Source organism: Pseudomonas sp. BSw22131 (genome assembly GCF_026810445.1).
Classification (GTDB): domain Bacteria; phylum Pseudomonadota; class Gammaproteobacteria; order Pseudomonadales; family Pseudomonadaceae; genus Aquipseudomonas; species Aquipseudomonas huanghezhanensis.
Window position 1 is genome coordinate 4,297,162 of sequence record NZ_CP113949.1, and the last position, 20,141, is coordinate 4,317,302.

General features: G+C 58.2%; 23 protein-coding genes. 21 read left to right on the top strand and 2 right to left on the bottom strand.

What is annotated here, in order from left to right; all coding sequences use genetic code 11:
• Nucleotides 1–27 precede the first annotated feature (27 nt).
• Entirely contained in the window at nucleotides 28–213 is a 186-nt protein-coding gene (locus OYW20_RS19410) for a hypothetical protein (protein ID WP_268797543.1), read from the bottom strand.
• A gap of 126 nt (nucleotides 214–339) precedes the next feature.
• Here OYW20_RS19410 and OYW20_RS19415 point away from each other — a divergent pair, with 126 nt between their 5' ends.
• From OYW20_RS19415 to OYW20_RS19450, 8 genes are all read left to right on the top strand, one after another.
• Nucleotides 340–981, top strand: coding sequence for a LexA family protein (locus OYW20_RS19415; protein WP_408005423.1), 642 nt, complete (start codon nucleotides 340–342; stop codon nucleotides 979–981).
• Nucleotides 982–1,434: 453 nt separating this feature from the next.
• Nucleotides 1,435–1,686 (top strand): DUF1654 domain-containing protein, encoded by a 252-nt coding sequence (locus OYW20_RS19420; RefSeq protein ID WP_268797545.1) that lies wholly within the window; start codon nucleotides 1,435–1,437, stop codon nucleotides 1,684–1,686.
• Nucleotides 1,687–2,029: 343 nt separating this feature from the next.
• The gene (locus OYW20_RS19425) at nucleotides 2,030–2,308 is read left to right on the top strand and encodes a hypothetical protein (protein WP_268797546.1); all 279 of its coding nucleotides are present in this window, start codon (nucleotides 2,030–2,032) and stop codon (nucleotides 2,306–2,308) included.
• Nucleotides 2,305–2,499 carry a hypothetical protein gene (locus OYW20_RS19430; RefSeq protein WP_268797547.1) on the top strand — a complete coding sequence of 65 codons (195 nt, stop codon included), beginning with the start codon at nucleotides 2,305–2,307 and terminating at the stop codon, nucleotides 2,497–2,499. Before OYW20_RS19425 ends, OYW20_RS19430 begins: the two co-directional genes overlap by 4 nt.
• Nucleotides 2,500–3,079: 580 nt before the next feature.
• Nucleotides 3,080–3,346, top strand: coding sequence for a hypothetical protein (locus OYW20_RS19435; RefSeq protein WP_268797548.1), 267 nt, complete (start codon nucleotides 3,080–3,082; stop codon nucleotides 3,344–3,346).
• Nucleotides 3,343–3,654 carry a helix-turn-helix domain-containing protein gene (locus tag OYW20_RS19440; protein WP_268797549.1) on the top strand — a complete coding sequence of 104 codons (312 nt, stop codon included), beginning with the start codon at nucleotides 3,343–3,345 and terminating at the stop codon, nucleotides 3,652–3,654. The genes OYW20_RS19435 and OYW20_RS19440 overlap by 4 nt, the downstream gene beginning before the upstream one ends.
• 94 nt (nucleotides 3,655–3,748) lie before the next feature.
• Entirely contained in the window at nucleotides 3,749–4,096 is a 348-nt protein-coding gene (locus OYW20_RS19445) for a hypothetical protein (RefSeq protein WP_268797550.1), read from the top strand.
• 38 nt (nucleotides 4,097–4,134) lie between these two features.
• A complete protein-coding gene (locus tag OYW20_RS19450) occupies nucleotides 4,135–4,947 on the top strand; it encodes a DUF2303 family protein (protein WP_268797551.1) in 813 nt (270 codons plus the stop codon).
• A gap of 59 nt (nucleotides 4,948–5,006) precedes the next feature.
• On the opposite strand, the gene OYW20_RS19455 is transcribed toward OYW20_RS19450, so the two are convergent.
• Nucleotides 5,007–5,402 (bottom strand): hypothetical protein, encoded by a 396-nt coding sequence (locus OYW20_RS19455; RefSeq protein ID WP_268797552.1) that lies wholly within the window; start codon nucleotides 5,400–5,402, stop codon nucleotides 5,007–5,009.
• A gap of 84 nt (nucleotides 5,403–5,486) precedes the next feature.
• Here OYW20_RS19455 and OYW20_RS19460 point away from each other — a divergent pair, with 84 nt between their 5' ends.
• The 13 genes from OYW20_RS19460 (at nucleotide 5,487) to OYW20_RS19520 (ending at nucleotide 20,064) form a co-directional block, all read left to right on the top strand.
• Complete coding sequence (locus OYW20_RS19460) at nucleotides 5,487–5,804, top strand: hypothetical protein (RefSeq protein WP_268797553.1); 318 nt, start codon at nucleotides 5,487–5,489, stop codon at nucleotides 5,802–5,804.
• Between the two features lie 208 nt (nucleotides 5,805–6,012).
• Nucleotides 6,013–7,296, top strand: coding sequence for a DNA-methyltransferase (locus OYW20_RS19465; protein WP_268797554.1), 1,284 nt, complete (start codon nucleotides 6,013–6,015; stop codon nucleotides 7,294–7,296).
• A 46-nt stretch (nucleotides 7,297–7,342) separates the two neighbouring features.
• Complete coding sequence (locus OYW20_RS19470; protein WP_268797555.1) at nucleotides 7,343–9,505, top strand: DNA cytosine methyltransferase; 2,163 nt, start codon at nucleotides 7,343–7,345, stop codon at nucleotides 9,503–9,505.
• 23 nt (nucleotides 9,506–9,528) lie between these two features.
• Nucleotides 9,529–10,302: a hypothetical protein gene (locus OYW20_RS19475; protein ID WP_268797556.1), complete on the top strand. Its 774-nt coding sequence runs from the start codon at nucleotides 9,529–9,531 to the stop codon at nucleotides 10,300–10,302.
• Nucleotides 10,303–10,389: 87 nt separating this feature from the next.
• Complete coding sequence (locus tag OYW20_RS19480) at nucleotides 10,390–10,974, top strand: hypothetical protein (protein ID WP_268801185.1); 585 nt, start codon at nucleotides 10,390–10,392, stop codon at nucleotides 10,972–10,974.
• Nucleotides 10,971–11,483 carry a hypothetical protein gene (locus tag OYW20_RS19485; RefSeq protein WP_268797557.1) on the top strand — a complete coding sequence of 171 codons (513 nt, stop codon included), beginning with the start codon at nucleotides 10,971–10,973 and terminating at the stop codon, nucleotides 11,481–11,483. The genes OYW20_RS19480 and OYW20_RS19485 overlap by 4 nt, the downstream gene beginning before the upstream one ends.
• Nucleotides 11,484–11,632: 149 nt before the next feature.
• A complete protein-coding gene (locus tag OYW20_RS19490; RefSeq protein ID WP_268797558.1) occupies nucleotides 11,633–12,052 on the top strand; it encodes a hypothetical protein in 420 nt (139 codons plus the stop codon).
• Nucleotides 12,053–12,154: 102 nt separating this feature from the next.
• Nucleotides 12,155–12,676 (top strand): hypothetical protein, encoded by a 522-nt coding sequence (locus OYW20_RS19495; RefSeq protein ID WP_268797559.1) that lies wholly within the window; start codon nucleotides 12,155–12,157, stop codon nucleotides 12,674–12,676.
• A 204-nt stretch (nucleotides 12,677–12,880) separates the two neighbouring features.
• Complete coding sequence (locus tag OYW20_RS19500) at nucleotides 12,881–14,089, top strand: tyrosine-type recombinase/integrase (protein WP_268797560.1); 1,209 nt, start codon at nucleotides 12,881–12,883, stop codon at nucleotides 14,087–14,089.
• An 81-nt stretch (nucleotides 14,090–14,170) separates the two neighbouring features.
• A complete protein-coding gene (locus tag OYW20_RS19505; RefSeq protein WP_268797561.1) occupies nucleotides 14,171–14,374 on the top strand; it encodes an SEC-C metal-binding domain-containing protein in 204 nt (67 codons plus the stop codon).
• Nucleotides 14,375–14,580: 206 nt separating this feature from the next.
• Nucleotides 14,581–17,064, top strand: coding sequence for a penicillin acylase family protein (locus tag OYW20_RS19510; protein ID WP_268797562.1), 2,484 nt, complete (start codon nucleotides 14,581–14,583; stop codon nucleotides 17,062–17,064).
• Between the two features lie 253 nt (nucleotides 17,065–17,317).
• Nucleotides 17,318–18,352 (top strand): ligase-associated DNA damage response exonuclease, encoded by a 1,035-nt coding sequence (locus tag OYW20_RS19515; protein WP_268797563.1) that lies wholly within the window; start codon nucleotides 17,318–17,320, stop codon nucleotides 18,350–18,352.
• Nucleotides 18,349–20,064, top strand: a complete 1,716-nt coding sequence (locus OYW20_RS19520; RefSeq protein ID WP_268797564.1) for an ATP-dependent DNA ligase — start codon at nucleotides 18,349–18,351, stop codon at nucleotides 20,062–20,064. Before OYW20_RS19515 ends, OYW20_RS19520 begins: the two co-directional genes overlap by 4 nt.
• Nucleotides 20,065–20,141 lie beyond the last annotated feature (77 nt).

Below are 20,141 nucleotides of genomic sequence, written 5' to 3' on the forward strand. Positions count from 1 at the left end.
TATCAACATGTGTCTCGAAGGTGTCCGCTAGGCAGCGCTCTTTTGCGAGGCTTCTTCATACAGCGCTTCGATGGCCTTGCCGGTTTCATAGCGAACTCCAGCGCCCTTGCTTGCGCGATGGATCGTCGGCTGGGTTGTCTCGGTTCGGTCTGCAATTGCCTTCTGGGAAAATCCAAGGGCAAACAAGCCGCTGAGCATTTCTTTAACAGTCATGTCTGCCTCCAATGTCGCAGCGTATTAATTGAATGATACGCGCACGTATTGGATCAGGCAATACACTCCCGTAATACGTATTTCTATTGGTGGCTAATGCACATCGGGGACCGAATTTTTTCGGAAATGAGCTTGAAGGGCTGGAGCGAAGGCGAGCTTGCAAGACAGGCGAATATTACGCAGCCCACGATTCACCGGATCATCACAGGCGAATCAAAGGCGCCGAAGCGTGAAAATATTGAGAAAATAGCTAGGGCTCTGCGAGTCTCCAGCAAGTGGCTTTGGGATGGCGGCCCAAGGCCCGATCTCGCTGATCAATTCGATGCGAATGTCGAGCTGGCATTGCAACCGACCCGCGCTTTCATGTATCCGGAAATAAGCTGGGTACAAGCCGGAAGCGCAAGGGAGGCAATTGAGCTCAGCAATATTGCGCTGTGCCCTCAACACTCCTCTGACGTATGGGCTGGAGAGGATGCGTTTTGGTTGCGGGTCACGGGCAACTCAATGACCTCGAATTCTGGAAATTCCTTTCCGGAGGGATTCTTGATTTTGGTAGCGCCTGACATCGAAGCGCGCCAAGGGCAGTTCGTCGTCGCTCGCATGATCGACTCGAACGAGGCGACCTTTAAGCAGCTGGTCCGCGATGCAGGCGAGCTTTATCTGAAGCCTCTGAATCCCTCCTACCCAACAAAGCCGGTCGATGATACCTGGGAGATCGTGGGCACTGTGGTCGACGGAAAAATGCCTAAGTCAGTTTTCATGATGTAGTCATGCCACCACGCAAACCTCTTGCGGTCTGAATCCAGTCACATAAGTTCTTGTATTCCTATCAAGCATCAGAAGGTGCTCCGCTATGAATGCAAGACACAAAGCAAGCAGATTTGCCCCCGTCCTTCGCCAGGCCTTAATTGCCAGCCTCCCAAAGACTATTGTCTGGCTTGATCCCGAACCGAGCTTCTGCGACTTTCCCGCCCTAAAGATTGATGACGGAACCGGCCGGGTTATTCGTCTGACCCTCCAAGTTCCGCACGACTCTCCTCACGTCCTGGCCGCAGAGATCTGCAAGCGCTTCTTGGCGCAATAAGGCAGACAGATAGAGCCCGCCGCTCCGCGGGCTTTTTGATGTCCGCAACACACAAGAGAACATTTGTACTCTTTTTGGTTGCGATGAAAAGCGGATTGAAATACTGTTGATTTATACAGTAGACAAGGAGGTAATCCATGGCGAAGCAGAAACCCCTGGCATCGAAAGAACCGTCTTCATACGACCTTCTCGGCATGCGCATTCAGCGGGCAATCAACACCCCTAAAGCCCAGCTGTCCAAATCAGTCCTGCTGGAGCGATCGGCCAATGACGACCCGGCCGACTGGGAACGCATCCTGAACGAAATCGCTGAGAACGATAACGTGACTATCGCCCACCGTGACGATGCAATTATTCAGTTGCTCTGGACCGTCCAGAAAGAAGACTGACTCTCGAATCCCTCTTTGCCCGCCTAGCGCGGGCTTTTTTACGCCTGCACCAAAAATAATACGCTTGCGTATTGACCGATACGATACGCGAGCGTATTGTCCACTTATCTAAGCGAAACACGCCGAGACAGGCCGACAGGCCTCGGGCAACCGGAACGCTCTTTAACATCGACAAAGACAGACCCTGACGCCAGACGGCCGTTGAGTTCAGGGATCAGTACGCAACACGGCCTGCTTCCGTGTCCGGATATCGGCACGCAAGGTTTGCTGGAGTGACAACCAACAGATTTCACTGGCTGGCCTTGGCGACAGGGCCAGACGGGAAATCAACCGGAGAACCGCAATGAACCAGATTTCAATAGTTGGCTACGAAAATGATTGCAACTGCGAGCATTGCGGTCGCGCCCTTAAGCACGGAATTAAGCTGAGCGACGGGCGGATCGTTGGTGCTACCTGCCTGGACAAGAAGCTAACGATGCCTCGGGTCTACCAAGGCAAGAAATTCAGATTTGGCGCCGAGTTTATCGTTCGGATTGCCAAGGTGGTCGAGCAGTATTCACCGACAAGCTGGTCGCGCTTCGGCGTATCGGCTTCGTCCGCCACCTTCGAAGCTGCGCAATGAGCGCGGCATGGCCGGATGAACTGGCCCGACTTGAACAGCTTATAGCGCACTACAAGATGTATGGATTGCCAGCCGATCATGAAGATGGCATGGGATTCATCCAGTCAAGATGCGAAGCGCTCCGCTTGATGCACGAAGCATATAGAAATGCGCTGGCTGATATTCAGCGCATTCGTGACTCCGGCAACTGAACCATCCTCCTGCGCATTCACAGAGTGCGCAGCGGGATGGCGAAAGCCTCCGGAAATGGGCGAACTACACGTATGAACCCCATATAAAAGTAATGGTGACGTGGAAGTCCGGTGCAAGCCCGGGCCCGAGCACCTGGTACTCCCCAGCACCAGGTCGCATTGGAGATTGATCGAAGCGTGCTCAAGCGAGCTGCAGCGCTAGGATCGCAAAGCCCCGTAAATGTCCTGAGCCGATATTCGCATGACGGCCAATACCAAAAACGCGGCGGGAAGCAAGCGGGCCAGCGTCCCGGTGCTTCGATCAATCTCCGATGCGGAAGAGAACACACCGCGAAAGCGGCCCCCTGCTCCGACTGACGAGGACTTCCCCGCGGTCGCCACCACACAGAGGATTCAGCCATGTAAACGACATATCAACCGCCAGCTGCCTAATGCAGCGGACGGCTCAGGGTGACGTATGGAGGCATGCTTACCCGCTAAAGCCCGGTTTCGACTGGGCTTTTTTACGCCCGCGATTATCCGTCAGCCCTCACCCACAAGAGCGCTGACGAATAGACGCAACACCACAAGAGGACACGCCATGCATCAGGCATTTCAGGATCGTATCGTTGAGCTGGGGGTTTTGCTCCAGCGCTCAAGCGCCGCACGCGGCGAGTTCAGCAAGCGCACCGACCGGGCAATGCCTGGTAGCAAGGTTCGCTTCCAGGTGCTGAGCATGGCACGCGGCTCTTATAGCGTTGTCGAGCTGGTCACTGGTGATCTGCGTGGAGCGTTCACCAGCTGGAAGGAGGCGGTCAACTTTGCCCAGCAACTCGATGCTCAGCCCGTGCTGAGGCTGGTGCAATGATCGGCGAGGACATTCCAGACCAGCACAAACAACTTGCGGCGCAGATTGCGAGCCAGATCGACGCATTCTTTGCCGACGGCGGGTTCACGCAGCAGATTGCCCCGGGAGTGAGCGCCGAAGCGCCAATGTTCGGCACTACCACTCACCATGAAAAGCTCAGGGCTCGCCGCACGTCCAAGGCGCCACAGGTAAAAGCTTTGGCTGAACAGGGTATGCCGCTGCGCGATATCGCCAAAAAGATCGGCCGTGACACCCGCACCGTAAAGCTGATTGCCAGCGAGAACGGGATAGAGATCACGGGCACCTGATGCGCCGAGCTATTTCCAAGGCGAACCCTCGCCGCAGACAAATTCAACACCAACTCCCACCCAGCGGCCTCAAGGGCCTTCCGGAGAATCATGCATGTCCACACCAACTGATACCGCCGAGTTCCTCGAAGAGCTCAACGGCGGCGCCTTCGCCAGCCAGATCGGTCACGCCCTCTCAGAGGTAGCCGCCGGCGTGGTCGACCACGGCAAGGCCGGGAAGCTCGTCATCACGCTGGACCTCAGCCAGATCGGCGAAGGCCAGATGGTGAAGATCAAGCACAAGCTCGACTACAAGGTGCCGACCAAGCGCGGCACACGCAGCGAGAACACCAGCCTCGACACCCCGATGCACGTCGGCACCGGCGGCAAGATTTCACTGTTCCAAGAGAAACACGACCAGCTCTTCAGCCGTGACGAAGCGCCGATCAAGCCCCGCACCTGATTCACCGCTGCACCTCCCTTCCCCAAGAGACTTTGAAAATGTCCCTGAGCAAAGAAGCAATTCAACTCATCACCGATACAGCGCTCGAAGCGACCGGCAAGCCGCTGGCGACTCTGGTGCCGACGGTAGTTCTTCCCGAAAGCGCCCGGGTGATCGATCTGGAGAAATACCAGGCGCTGCGCAGTCGCTTTCGCGGCACCTTCTCCACCCATTCGCTGGCCGACTTCAGCGCCTACGTGACCGACCGTGCCACCACAGCCGCACGCGGCTTCATCAATCAGGACGAAATGAGCTGCGCACTGCTCTTCAACCTCGGCGACGTCAACGAGCCTGGTCACGCCGATGACCGCGCTGTGCTGAAGTTGAAAGCGTCCGCTGGCTATAAAGCCGTACAGGCAATCGCCGGTGAGCGTCTCGGGCAGAAGGACCTCAGCGACTGGATCGAGGACTGGCATCAGTATCTAACGCCGGTTGACGACGCAGGCAACGCTATCCCGATCGCCAAGGCAATTGCAGCGGTTCGGACCATCACGATCAAGGCAACCAGCGAGTCAGAAACGACTGTTGGTGACACCAGCGCCAGCCGTAGCGCGATGGACCAGATCGAAGCCCGCAGCAAAGAAACACTACCTGCGGCTTTGCAGTTCCACATCGTCCCGTTCGAAGGTTTGACTGAGCAGCGCATCACTTTGCGAATCTCGGTTATCACAAGCGGATCGGTTCCGGTATTGAAGCTTCGTTGGGTAGGTGAGGAAGTGCAGCGCGAAGAGATTGCTCAGGAATTCAAATCCGTGCTTGAAGAGAAAATCGGTACAGCAGCCAAGTTGACGTTGGGGAGCTTCTCGGTTTAACCAACCCGACTTTGCGCGACATTAGAGAAGTCATGTTGGGCAAAGTCGGCATACAACAACTAATGAATTTGTGAGCCTATAGGTAAAAGATCGCCAAAGCCCCACAGCGCTGTTCCTACTAATATCAGCAGTACAGAAATACCCTGCGCAATTTTTACTTGTGAAAAATACTTCTTCTTAGTCGCGCTGAACGAAATGCCCACATAGCCAGATGGCTTGAAAACATCCGCCATGTCCCTAGCCTTCAGGTCTGCGAGAAAAGCCAGCCCCGCCATTATGGCACCGGATCTTCCCATCCAAGAGGTCGGCTTTCCGAGCCAATAACATAGGGCGGAACCAACAACTGGAATTAGTATTGCCAAAACTGCGTAAGCGATGAACCGCTTCCTCGCACGTATGAACGCTAGTTCGTACATGCATTGCTGGTTTTGTTCCATCTGCTGATTACCTCTCATGATTGCTGCACCACGTATAGCCCACCACCAACCTATTCGCCACCGTCCTGACATCGGAGGGAGGCGCCTGCATGGAGCATCGAGATGTTCAGTAAAGTCTTTGAAAAGCCTGGCACCTTCCAGGCGCTGTATGCCGCTCAGGACTGGCTCGAAGCAAACGGGTATAGCTACGGGTCAAGCTGCGTAATGCATCCGATCCCGGTCTTGAAAGGTGAGTTCGTCATCGCCAAATGGAAAAACCTCACCAAGACAGAGGTCGCGGCGCTGGATGGAAGTATTGACGGCGATCTTCGCAATGGCCCGATCACCGTCTACTTGAAGCAGGCGCCAGTCACACCAACGTCGGCGCCGGATACTCCAGCGCATGGAAAGCCTGCTCAATCTGGTCCGCTGCATTCGTAATATGGACCGACCGATAGGCGTGGTACTTCACCAGCCCGTCAATCGTAGCTTCGGATAACTGCTCAACGTCTATCCCCTGTTCCCGCGCCGTGCTCAAAACGGCCTTCAGCGCTATCTCTAGCGCAATCACTCGCTCTTCGCTCATGACGGTTCCCTCCCTGTGGAGCTGGAAGCGTAGACGAATCTCAACTCCCATCGGAATCGAGCCATGAAATACGAACTCCACCTGGGCGATTGCCTGGAGGTGCTACGGGGTCTGCCCGCGAACTCGATTGATAGCGTTGTAACAGACCCACCCTACGGCATCCGCTTCATGGGGAAAAGCTGGGACGGACGAGACATTGAAGACCGCGCGGCCTACCGCGCCAGCATGCCCTCACACGCAGATGCTTGCGGCCCAAATGGTGGACATCGATCAGTTGCCGCCGAAGCTGGGAAATACGACCTCACGCCTGCTGGTATGCGCGCCTTCCAGGCCTTCACTCTGGAATGGGCGACAGAGGCGCTGCGAGTGCTTAAGCCTGGCGGACATTTGCTTTCTTTTGCTGCTGCCAGAACCTACCACCACATGGCGGTCGGCATTGAAATGGCAGGCTTCGAGATCCGCGACCAAATCATGTGGGTTTTCGGTTCTGGCTTTCCGAAGTCGCATAACCTCAAGGGCGATCACGAAGGCTGGGGCACGGCGCTGAAGCCGGCCCATGAGCCAATCTGCATGGCCCGTAAGCCATTCCCCGGAACGGTAGCCGCGAATGTTGATGCCCACGGCACCGGCGCCATCAACATTGATGCTTGCCGCATACACGCTGATGACGCTATGGGCGGCGAGTACTCCCAGAAGCGAATGGCGCCCGGACATGTCCAAAACGCCACCGGCGCATACAAACAGGACGTCCAATTCGTTGGCGTAATGAAGCCGGGGCGCTGGCCAGCGAATCTCATTCACGACGGTAGTGATGTGGTGGTCGCTATGTTCCCGGCCGAGGCTGGTGCCGCATCGCCAGTGAAGGGGACAGAAACCAGCACCCCTGACAAAAATACCTACGGCGAATACTCACGTGTAGAGGGCGCATTCCATGGAGATTCCGGCAGCGCCGCCCGCTTCTATTACTGCGCCAAAACGAGCAGAGCCGACCGCCACGAAGGCCTGATTGACCCTGGCCCACAGTTCAAACAGGGCACCACCCTTCGTAAGGTTCAAACAACTGACACCAAGGGCAACAACCATCCCACCGTGAAGCCCACAGAGCTGATGGCTTACCTGCTCAGACTTGTAACGCCAGCGGGTGGTAAATCTCTGGATCCGTTCATGGGCTCAGGCAGCACCGGTAAAGCGGCGGCGCTCGAGGGGTTCGATTTCATCGGGATCGAGCGTGATCCGGAGTACATGGCAATTGCGAAGGCCCGCGTCGCATATGTCCATGCCCAAATTCAGCGCCAGCAGCGCGAACAGCACCTGCAGGATCAACAACTGAGCCTGTTCACCGCGTAGCCCAACCCTCTTCTTTAACGAATCACGCCACTGGCGAGGATCCCCTATGTCTGCACATCAGAAGAAACACCCCTTCGATTTCAAAACTCAGTACGGCCTTGGCTTCGATCCGCAAGACGATGAGATCGTCGTGGACTTCTTCTGCGGTGGTGGCGGCGCCGGTACCGGGCTGGAAATGGGCCTTGGCCGCGCGGTGAGCGTGGCGAAGAACCACAGCGCTACGGCGATCAGCATGCACACCATCAACCACCCGGGCGCGCAGCACTTCACCACAGATGTGTTCGAAGGTGATCCGGATACGGAGTGCGGCGGTAAGCCGGTTGGCTGGTTCCACATGTCGCCCGATTGCACTCATCACAGCCAGGCCGCCGGCGGCCAGCCGCGCAAGCGCGAGATCCGCAACCTGTCGTGGATAGGCCTGAAGTGGGCAGGCATGAAGCGCCCCCGGGTGATCAGCCTGGAGAACGTGAAGCAGATTTTGCAGTGGGGTCGGCTGATCGCCAAGCGGGACAAAGCTACCGGGCGGGTGATCAAGCTGGGTGGTGCGGTCGCTGCACCTGGCGAGGTGGTGCCGGTGGGCCAGCAGTTCCTGATACCTGATCCGAAGCAGCGCGGCCGCACATGGCGACGGTTCGTAGCTCTGCTTGAAGGTATGGGTTACGTGGTCGAATGGAAGGTGATTAAGGCGTGTGACTTCGGAGCGCCCACCAGCCGCGAACGACTCTTCATGCTCGCACGCTGCGATGGTCAGCCGATCATCTGGCCGGAAGCTACCCACGCCAAGAAGCCAGGCAGGGGCCAAAAGCCTTGGCGCACCGCCGCCGAGTGCATTGATTTCAGCGACCTCGGCAAAAGCATCTTCGGCCGGAAGAAAGACCTGGCCCCAGCCACTCTAAGGCGCGTAGCCAAGGGCATGAAGAAGTTCGTCATCGATAACCCGGCGCCCTTTATCGTGCCCATTGCCAACTGGTCAGGCGAAACGGTGCAGTCGGCCAACGAGCCGCTGCGCACAGTCACCTCATACCCTAAGGGCGGCGCCTTCTCGGTGGTCAGCCCGATCATTGCGCCAGCCACGCATCAGGGTAGCGATCGCATCAATGATCCAATGGAACCACTTCCGACCGTGACTTGCGCCAACCGAGGCGAGCTGACGCTGATCAGCCCCGTCATGGTGGGTGCGGGCGGGCCAGAATACTCAGGCAAACCGACAGCAGCGGCCCAGCCGGTCGGCACCCTTCTTACACAGAATCATCGCGGGGTAGCCGCGGCATCGCTGGTGCAGCTTGGCAACGGAGATAAGGCTGGATCAGCGCCGCGAACTGCCGACCTGCACGACCCGCTGGGCACGATCATGGCGTCGGGCGGCAAATACGGCTTAGCCGCTGCGCATCTTGTGAAGTTTCGTTTCGACGATGCTGGCAAAGCGCTGGACGAGCCGTTGCCAACCATCACCAGCGGCGGTAACTACCAGCGCCCCGCCGGTGCTGCTCACGCGATGGGCATCTCAACAGTATTCATGGCTCAGATGAATGGCGGTTTCAACACTACCCACGCCAAGGGTGCCGACGAGCCAATGACCACTGTCACCAACACGGGCAGTCAGCAGCAACTTGTGGCGGCGAACCTGGTGCATCTGCGCGGTAACTGCGATGCCCGCGACGTCAACGACCCGTTGCACACGGTCAGCGCTGGTGGAACCCATCACGGTTTGGTATCGGCGTTCATGGAGCGTCAGTTTGGCGCCAGCGTTGGCCAGGGCCTGAGTGAACCCGCGCCCACGGTGACCGCCGGCGGTGGCGGGAAAAGCTCAGTGGTTTCGCTTTGCCTTTCACCGGAGCACGAAGAAGGAGCGCTGCGCGTCGCGGCATTCCTAATCAGCTATTACGGCACAGAGAACATGAGCGGCTGCAACAAGCCAGCGCCAACGATCACCACCAAAGATCGGCTCGGCCTGGTGACGGTCATGGTCAAGGGAACGCCCTATGTGATCGTGGATATCCGCCTGCGAATGCTGCAACCCGCAGAGCTGTACCGGGCTCAAGGTTTCCCGCCCGACTACATCATCGCGCACGGCGCCGACCGCAAGCCGTTCACCAAGACTCAGCAGGTCCACATGTGCGGTAACAGCGTCAGCCCTCCCCCAATGGCAGCACTTGCCCGCGCCAACGATCCGTGGCGCCAGACGCAAAGCCAATCCGCAGCAGCCTGACCAACTTCATCCAAGGAGTCTTCATGAACGACGACAAGCCGCGCATCGTCTGCCAGTTCAGCTGTGGTGCTGCATCTGCGGTGGCCACCAAGCTTGCGTTGGCAGATTACGGCCGTACCCATGACGTTCAAATCATCAACGCCTACTTGGCAAATGAGCATTCGGACAGCCGTCGATTCCTCGCTGATTGCGAAGCTTGGTTCGACCAGCCAGTTACGGTGCTTCGCGACGAAAAATACGGTGCAGACATCATTCAGGTGTTTCGTCGTGAGCGGTTCATGAAGAACCAGTACGGCGCGCCTTGCACCAAGCTCCTCAAACGACGTCAGCTCGACACCTGGAAACAAGAGGGCGACGTGATGGTGTTCGGTTACACCGCAGAGGAGGTCGACCGCCTGGATGATTTCCGCGAGAGGAATCCAGATCGTCCCGTCATAGCCCCGCTGATTGAACGAGGCCTTGGGAAGGAGGACTGCAAAGCAATGCTCCTGCGGGCAGGTATTGAGTTGCCGCTGATGTACCGCCTTGGCTACGACAACGCCAACTGCATCGGATGCGTGAAAGGTGGCGAAGGCTACTACCGGGCTATCCGCGAAGACTTCCCGGAACAGTTCGAAGAGCTTTGCAAAGTGCAGGACGAGCTTGGCCCAGGCAGTTACCTGCACCGCAACCGAAAAACGGAAGAGCGGTTTTCCCTTCGAGACCTCGGCGACGGCCCGGTTCGGCGCAACGAAAAACTGCCGTCCTGCTCGTTCTTCTGTGAAATCGCTGAAGCGGACATTATCGCCAGCGCTTGAAATAGGGACATCCATTCCCAGAGGTAGCCCCCACAGGCTACTTATCCAGTAGTAGCCCCCAGCGGCTACATTGAGGTCAACGTGCAACTGAAATGCTTTCTCTGGGCCATTGCTGCAAAGCTCTTGGCCCGACCCGCCGTGTCTGAATGGTTGATCACGCACGCCCAGCGCACGCCCTACCTGCACATCATGTCCGCTGACGGCAAAGAGACCTACATGGGCCGCTGGTGGCTGTTCAACCCCTACTCTCGTGAAACCCATGAGCCGAGCATCAAGTGGTTCCCTTGGTCGTTTCGCATCCATCACATTAAGCGCCCGGACGCCGACCGCGACTTGCATGACCACCCATGGAATGCCCGGACGGTGATCTTACGCGGATGGTATCGAGAGCAGCGACTGCTCGACGGCGATGATCCCGCTTTGGCAGGTCTGATGGATTCCGCGAGGGCGCTACTGGAATCATCGGGAGGCAGTTACCAGGCGACCGAATATATCGACCGCCTGCCAGGTGATACCGCCCAGCTGCGCCATGGCGAATACCACCGCATCGACGAGGTATCGCCGGAAGGTGTCTGGACGCTCTTCATCACCAGCAGTTGGAAAGGTGACTGGGGATTTCTGGTCGACGGCGTGAAGGTCCCATGGCGCAAGTACACGGGAGATCAGGAATGACCAGCTTGCCGCCAGATAATTGCCGTCAGCAGCTTGCGGCAGATGGGAAGGCCTATCCGAAATCTAACTGCGCGGTCTGCGGACAGTTTTCGCCACGCTGGAAAGAGTGCGATGCATTGCTCGCCGCAGGTCCGGCGCAGCACCCTGTCCCTGTAGATGAATCCTGCTACGGCATGGTTGCCCCTGTGCCGCCTGCTGGCGATGTGGTGGATGAGCCGGTGCTCTGGTTCAAGTGGCTGCCTGGAGTGCTGGCGAAATCAAATGGGCAGTGCTACGACGTTATGTTTTCTGAGGTCGATGGTTACACGCCGCTTTACCGCCGCGCCAAGCGCAAGCTCTCAATGCCCGGGCAGCTATTCCCGGTTACGCCAGTCCTGCCGCACCCGCCCCGCCACACCGGTTTCTTTCTCCCAGATCGCGAAGTGCCTGGCTACACACTCGAGCAGATGAAGGAATACGGCGCGATGTGCGTTGCTGCATTCGCCCGACAGATTGGTGAGCAGTCATGAGCGGCTGGCAGATCGCCGCAATCCTCATGACGGCCTGGCTGGTCGTCGGTTTCACCCTCGCCATTCCAGTCGGCAAGATCCTCCGCACACTCACCCGTTAAACCAACCCTATCCCTATTGCCTGCTGCGTATGCGGCGAGGACGAAGTCATGCCTGAAGAAACAGTTTTAATCCGGACTCTACCGGTCGAGCGCGCTAACAGCGCCTGCGGATACACGCAAGGCGACTGGGAATGCCGCGAGGGCGGATATCTCTGGTACGCAGGTGATGGCGAAGGTTATGACCCAGAAGACACCAGCGAGATTTGCCCGTGCTGCCGGACCAAGGACTTTTTGGAAGCGGCGAAGGACGAGGCCGAAGCGTGCAGCAGCTACTCGAATTGCGGCGACAGCGGCACCGGCGTTGATATTTGGGCGTCAGCGGAGAAGGTTGCTTTGCGCGCCAACCCCGTCGCCGCTGCCCAGGCACTGCAAGAGCTCGGAGTCGTTGCGGCTCTTGAGTCAGATGACAGCCCTGATGGCTACTCCGTCGTTTTGTGTAATACACAGACCGAGGCTATAGCCGTTTAACGCACCCCATCCAATGCATCCCGCGCCAATCAGCGGACATGCATCGCATACAAGACAATCAACTTTGAATGCCTGCCGGTGTACGGCGGGCGGGAGATGCTAATGCCCGCGAATTGCGAATACACCATGAAAAACACCGATGCGCTCTGGCTGACACCCATTGCCCAGGCTGATCAGGGCCAGCGGATCACACAACTAAGCGAGTACTCCAGGCTCAACGGTGAATTGCGCCTGATCGAACTGTTCGCCCAGTTCATCGGCATGGCCAACGCTGTAGCCGAAAACTGCTCAGAAATGAGCGACCAAGTTCTGATCGAGGAATGCGGTGTGCACCCGGACAAGTTCACGGGAGTGAACATGCCGAACATGATCGGTGCGCTGCAGGGCGTTGTGCTGGCCAGCGGTTGCAGCACAACCGGTACATGCCATGGCTGCGCCTATCGGCTCGGATCGATTGCCAACCAATCGCCCATCACCACTGCAGACGCAGCCTATATGGCTTTCGAGCGCAAAGGCTTCATGTGCCATGCCTACACGGGCGAGGATGGCGAACCCATCAAGTTCTGCGTGGGGCATGCCAAGGCTCACAAATCAGAAGCGGCTCAGCCTCTCAACCCCGCATAGACCCCAGACGGAGAAAGCCATGGCAAACGCAGAGCAGATACCGGAAGGCTATCAGTTCGATATCGTTCCGGAAGAAAAGATGGCAGAGCTCGTTTCCACTACGCGCCGGGCACTGCAAAGCCGGCGGGCGCGCGGCGTCATCCCGCAGGGGGTGTGGAACACGATCGATGGGAAGGTTTACTACAGCATCAGGAGATATGAGCAATGGCTCGAAAGCCTTTGGAGTTGCCCGCCGGAGTGGAATTCATCGGCCAGACAATCCGAATCCGCTTCACATGGAAAGGGCAGCGCCGCTGTGAAACCCTCGGCCTTCCCCAGACGCCCAAGGGCATCAAGGCAGCATCCGATCTACGTTCTAACGTAATAACTCTCGCCAAACTTGGAGTACTTGATGAAAGTCGGTACTCCGAATTTTTCCCAAACTCCAGTTATTCAACTTCATCTGCCATGCCAACTTTCGGCGAGTATGCCCAAAGTTGGTTGAATGGCCGAGACATTGTGCTGGGAACCAAGAATAACTATCTGTCGTCTTTGAATAACTATTGGATGCCCATACTCGCAACAATCCCAATTGACCAAATCACCTCGACGTTCCTGCGCAAAATTGTTGGCGAGATTCCGTGGGAACGGCCGGCTATTAAGCGTTCGGCACTGCAACGCTTAAACCCTATCTTTGTAACGGCGATGCTGGATGGTCTTTTGCTGAGAAACCCTTTGTCATCAATCGAGACGCCAGCACCAGGTCGCAAAGATATCGACCCATTCAGCGTGGAGGAAGCCAATCGGATTATCGCGAGCATGTATGCGAAGTTGCCCAAATCAATGAAAATATACGCCGCTCTGTCTGAGTTCGCGTTTTTTACGGGAATGCGGCCAGGTGAGATTTACGCGCTGCGCTGGGATGACATCGATATGTCAAAACGAACCGCCCATGTGTTCAAGATCGTTGCCGACCAGAAGGTAGAGTTCAGGACGAAGACCAGGTATGACCGGCATGTCATGTTAAACAGTCGGGCAATGAATGCTTTGGCCGAAGCCAGGAAGGTGGCGGACCTCCGAGCAACACAGTTCCGGCGTAAGGTGCCCAATTCACCCTATGTTTTCCCGCCATCGAGGACAACGGAGTTCATTCAAGATACGACCGTTACCGCCAAACACTTCGATGCGGCAGTGGATGCATTGGCTATCCGGCCCCGACCGCAATACAATTGCCGTCACACCTATGCGACCATGTGCCTGATGGCAAACATGAACCCTGCGTTCATCGCCAGCCAACTTGGGCACAGTGTCCGAATGCTGCTTTCAACGTACGCCCGCTGGATCAACTCCAAGGATGACTGGAGTGAAGTCGACAAGCTTGAGGGCGTGTTGGTTGGTACAAATTCGGTACAAGATCAGCAAACCATTACCTAAAACGCCCGTGCCGTAAGGCGCTTAGGCAATAGCCGGGAATTGCGACATAATTCCCGGCGATTTTATTCCGGAGTGACCCTGATGAACCAGCAAGCCCACGTGCACGGCCCTGATTGTGACCACGATCACGCGCATGACCATCACCACGATCACGGTCATGTCCACGGCCCGCACTGCAACCACGAACCTCAAGAGCCTGTTCGCAACGCTTTGAAAGACGTTGGTCGCAACGACCCGTGCCCTTGCGGCAGCGACAAAAAATTCAAGAAATGCCACGGCGCCTGATCGCTGAGCCGCAATACCGGGCTGCACAGCGTCTTCACAGACGCTGTGCAGCGCAGCCCTCACAGGCTCGGCCACCCCCACTCTTGGCGGCCGACTACCCTCCCCCTGAAATTTCCCGAAATAAACTCTTGCGCCCTGCTTGCGTGCTGCCTGCCCGCTCTCTAACGTAGCGCCTTTCGTACGCCTACCCCCGCAGGAGCTTCAACATGGCCTCGCCAGCCCTTTCATTCGTTAAAAACCGGTTCGGTGTTGCCGCTGCCATGACGGGGCTTTTGAGCCTTGCGGGTTGTCAGTTGAACGGCGGTGACAGCAGTACGCTGCCGCCTGCCAGCGGTGTGTTTGCCATCAAAGGCCTCGCGCAGAACGTCTCCGTGCGTCGTAATAATCAGGGCATGCCGCTGATTGAGAGCAACACGTTCCACGATGCGCTGTTCACCCTTGGCTACGTGCATGCCACCGATCGCATCAGCCAAATGGTGCAGATGCGCTTGCTGGCGCAAGGGCGCCTGTCGGAAATCGCAGGCCCCGGGGCGCTCGATCTCGACCGCATGATGCGCGCCGCCAACCTCAAGCAGAGCGCCGGTGAGCTCTATGCTGCGTCGTCGCCACGTCTGAAGCGCTTTTTTGAAGTGTATGCGCGTGGGGTCAACGCCTACCTGTTCCGCTATCGCGACAAACTGCCCGCTGACCTTAGCGACGCAGGCTACAAACCCGAATACTGGAAGCCAGAAGACTCAGCATTGATCTTCAGCCTGCTGAACTTCAGCCTGTCGGTGAATCTGCAAGAAGAGATCTCCTCGCTGGTGCTGGCGCAAAAAGTCGGCGCCGACAAGCTCGCATGGCTGCTGCCAACGTATCCCGACGAAGAATTGCCTTTTGCAGAGGCCGACAAACTCAAGGGCTTGAACCTGGGTACGCAGTTGCCTGGCCTGAGTGACCTGGACAAGGCCTCGCTGCAACTGTCGGACCTCAATCTGCTGGGCGTCGCGGCATCCAACAACTGGGCGATTGCGCCACAACGCGCGCGTGCAGGCAAAAGCATGCTGGCCACTGACAGTCAGTTGCCAACTACGCTGCCGTCGATGTGGAATTTCGTGCAGATACGTGCGCCTAAATACCAGGCCGCAGGCGTCACTGTGGCGGGTCTGCCCTTGGTGCTGTCGGGCTTCAACGGGACGCTGGCCTGGGGCATGGGGCCGGTACTGGGTGACAACCAGGACCTGTTTCTGGAGAAGATCAAACGCGAAAACAATCGCCTGATGTACATGGCCGACGGCAAGTGGCTGGCCGCGTCCGCCCACGAAGAAACCTACTTCGTCAAAGGCCAGCGTCCTGTGCGGGAAGCGGCTTACGCCACCCGTCACGGCGCATTGCTTAACGGCAGCTCAGCCCAGCTCAACAGCGGACTGGGACTGGCGCTGCAAACACCGGACGCCAAAGACGACAAATCTCTGGATGCCCTGTTTGACCTGACCCGCGCGCAGACTGTCGAGCGGGCTTTCGACACGACCCGCGAGATCCGCGCAATTACGCTGAACATGGTTTTCGCCGACGCCTCCAACGTGGGTTGGCAGGTAACCGGCAAATACCCGAATCGTCGTGAAGGACTGGGCTTGATGCCGTCGCCGGGTTGGGACAGCCGTTTCGACTGGGACGGGTTCGCCGACTCCATGCTTCACCCGTACGACCAGGATCCGCAGTCCGGCTGGATCGGCAACGCCAACAACCGCACGATCCCCAAAGGGTACGGCATGCAACTGTCCAACTCCTGGGATTACCCGGAGCGCGCCGAACGCATCGCCGAGTTGGCCAACAGCGGCAAGCAGGACACCCGTAGCACCATCGCCATGCAGTACGACCAGACCACGACCTTCGCGGCCAAGCTCAAAAAGATGTTCGAGGCGCCGGGCATGTCTCAACCATTGAAACAGGCGATCGACGCACTGCCGGCACCTGAGCGCGACAAGGCCCGTGAGGCCTACACGCGTCTGATGGCGTTCGACGGCAAACTCGCACTGACTTCAGCTGACGCGGCGATCTATGAGCTGTTCCTTCAGGAAAGCGCCAAGCAGATTTTCCTCGATGAGCTTGGCCCTGAAAGCAGCCCGGCCTGGAAAGCACTGGTGCAGAACGCGGACTTGTCCTATTCAGCCCAAGCCGATCACCTGCTGGGGCGCGACGACAGTCCGTATTGGGATGACGTGAAAACCCCGCAGAAGGAAGATAAACCCACCATTCTGGCGCGCAGTCTGGCGGCAGCGATCACCTCGGGCGACAGCCTGCTTGGCGGCGATCACAAGGCGTGGCAGTGGGGCAAACTGCACCATTACGGCTGGACCAGCCAAAGCGCCCAACTGACGGCAGCGCTGGGCGGCACTAAACCGAACCTGTTCAAAGGGCCCGTTGCAGCGGGTGGCGATCACACCACGCTCAATGCTTCGGGGTATCGCTGGGGGCAGGATTTCGATGCCGTGCAAGCTTCCAGCCTGCGCATCATCGTGGACTTCTCGCAACAGGAGCCCATGATAGGCCAGAACGGCGCAGGCCAATCAGGTAACCCGGCGAGCCCTCATTACGCAGACGGCATCGAGCCGTGGTTGAAAGGCCAATACCTTTCCATCCCGATGAAGCCGGAGAACTTCGAGAAGGCCTACGGCAAGGCGCGTTTGACGTTGACGCCAGGGAAGTAGAAACCATCGATGATCGTGCCCGCGCGCATCGACTGCTGTAAGAGCGCGCTTGCCCGCGATGAGGGTGTGTCAGAAACGCCAATGGTGACTGACTCGATGCCTTCGCGGGCAAGCGCGCGCCTACAAGTGCGATCTGTTCAGGCATGCGCCTCGCGAGCAAGCTCACTCCCACAGCATTATCAATAGCTGAAAATGGGAACGATCATCGGCCCTCCCCGCTCATAACTGACAAGCCCCTCCACTTGGTCACTCCATGGATCTTGTCATCGCCCGTCCCGAAGGTTTGTATTGTCCACCCGGAGATTTTTATATCGATCCATGGCGGCCGGTTGAACGGGCAGTGATCACTCACGGCCATGGCGATCATGCCCACACCGGCAACAAACACTACCTGGCCGCTGCACCCGGCGAAGGCATTCTGCGCTCCCGGCTGGGCCAGGACATCAACCTGCAAACCCTCGAATACGCGGAAAGCATCACCCATCACGGCGTCAAACTCAGCTTTCATCCCGCTGGTCATGTGCTGGGCTCAGCCCAGGTACGTCTGGAATACGAAGGTGAAGTCTGGGTCGCATCGGGCGATTACAAAGTCGAACCCGACGGCACCTGCGCGCCTTTTGAACCGGTGCGCTGCCACACATTCATCACCGAATCGACCTTTGGCCTGCCGATCTACCGCTGGCAGCCGCAGTCTGAAATCTTTGCGGGCATCAATGAGTGGTGGCGCGAAAATGCCGCTGTTGGCAAGGCCAGCGTTCTGTTCGCCTATTCGTTCGGCAAAGCCCAACGCATCCTGCACGGAATCGACCCCAGCATCGGTCCGATCCTTGTTCACGGCGCGGTCGAGCCGTTGAATCGCGTTTACCGCGCAGCCGGTGTGCGCATCCCGGAAACCCAGTACGCGGGCGACTTCAAAAAAACCGACCCGGCCCTGCGCCAAGCCTTGATCATCGCGCCGCCGTCAGCCGGTGGCAGCACCTGGATGCGCCGCTTCGGTGAGTTCAGCGACGGTTTTGCCAGCGGCTGGATGATGCTGCGCGGCCCTAGACGTCGACGCGGCGTGGATCGCGGTTTTGTGCTGTCTGATCACGCCGACTGGCCAGGATTGCTCTGGGCGATTGAGAACACCGGCGCCGAGCGCGTAATGGTCACGCACGGCTCAGTGGCGATTCTGGTGCGTTACCTGCGCGAGCAGGGTCTGGATGCGCAAGGCTTCGCCACCGAATACGGCGCCGAGGAAGACGAGGCGCCGGCCCCGGCTGAAACCGCCAGTGAGGAGACGGCATGAGAGCATTCGCCGAGCTTTATTCGGCCCTCGACGCCACCACATCCAGCAATGCAAAACTGGCCGCCATGCAGCAATACTTTGCCGCCGCAGCGCCAGAAGATGCAGCGTGGGCGGTGTACTTCCTGTCCGGCGGGCGGCCGCGCCAACTGGTGCCGACCCGCATGCTGAGGGAACAGGCGATCCTCTTGTCAGGGCTGCCCGAATGGCTGTTTGAAGAAAGCTACCAGGCAGTTGGCGATATCGCCGAGACGCTGTCACTGCTGCTGCCCCAGGCTGACCACAAGTCGGACGAAGGCCTGGCGTCGTGGATAGAGGACAAACTCTTGCCGTTGCGCGGCCTGCCGCCTGAGGAATTGATGACGCGCCTGCCGACGTTCTGGGCGCAACTGGACCGACTGAGCCTGATGGTGTGCCTAAAATTGATCACCGGCAGTTTTCGGGTCGGCGTGTCAAAACTGCTGGTCACGCGAGCCCTTGCAGCGCTGGCAGAGATCGACAGCAAGCGCGTGGCGCAGCGCCTGGTGGGGTACACCGATTTGTCCCATCGGCCGAGCGCCGAGGGTTATCTGAAACTGATCGCCCCAGAGTCCGAGGACGAACACGCGCAGCGCGGCGGTCAGCCTTATCCCTTCTTCCTCGCCCATGCCTTGCAGCAACCGGTCGATCAATTCGAGACCTTGCTGGGGCCGGCCGAAAACTGGCAAGTGGAATGGAAATGGGACGGCATACGCGCGCAAATCGTCAAGCGAGAGGGCCGTTTGTGGATATGGTCCAGAGGCGAAGAACTGGTCACCGAGCGCTTCCCTGAACTCCACAGCCTGACTGCGTCCCTGCCGGACGGCACGGTCATCGACGGCGAAATCGTGGTGTGGAAAGCGCCCGACCTGAGTTCGGAAAAGGGCGAGGGATTCTCTCTGGAGACGCCAGCGCCCGGAGTACCCGACGGGGCCTCTCCGTCTGTGCAGCCGTTTGCGCTGCTGCAACAGCGCATCGGACGCAAGACGCTGGGCAAGAAAATTCTCGAAGACGTTCCGGTGGTCATCCTCGCGTACGACTTGCTGGAGTGGGAAGGCCACGACTGGCGCAGCCGTCCACAACATGAGCGGCGCGCGCAGCTGGAGACGTTGATTCAAGACTGCGAAAGCCCGGTCTTGCTGCCCTCCCCCGTGCTGACCGGCAAAGACTGGCTCGATCTGGGCAAGCAACGCGAGGCATCCCGCAGCCTGGGCGTTGAAGGGATGATGCTCAAAGCACGTGATTCGATGTACGGCGTGGGCCGAACCAAGGACATGGGCGTCTGGTGGAAGTGGAAGGTCGATCCGTTCAGCGTCGATGCGGTGCTGATTTACGCGCAACGCGGCCACGGTCGGCGCGCCAGCCTGTACAGCGATTACACGTTCGCCGTGTGGGATGGCCCCGAAGACGCCGGCGAACGCACGCTTGTGCCCTTCGCCAAAGCGTATTCGGGGCTGACCGATGAGGAAATGCGCAAAGTCGATGCGATCATCCGCAAGACCACGCTGGAGAAGTTCGGCCCTGTGCGAAGCGTGACGCCAACATTAGTGTTTGAGCTGGGGTTTGAGGGCATAGCGTTGTCAAAACGCCATAAAAGCGGGATCGCCGTGAGGTTTCCAAGAATGCTTCGGTGGCGGCTGGACAAGCCTGTTGCTGAGGCAGACAGCCTGGCAACGCTGCAGGACCTGCTCGGCTGAGCACTATTTTGGTGCGCTCATATCGCCGCGCACCAGTTTGGCCGGGGTAAGAGCGCGCTTGCCCGCGAACGCGTCTT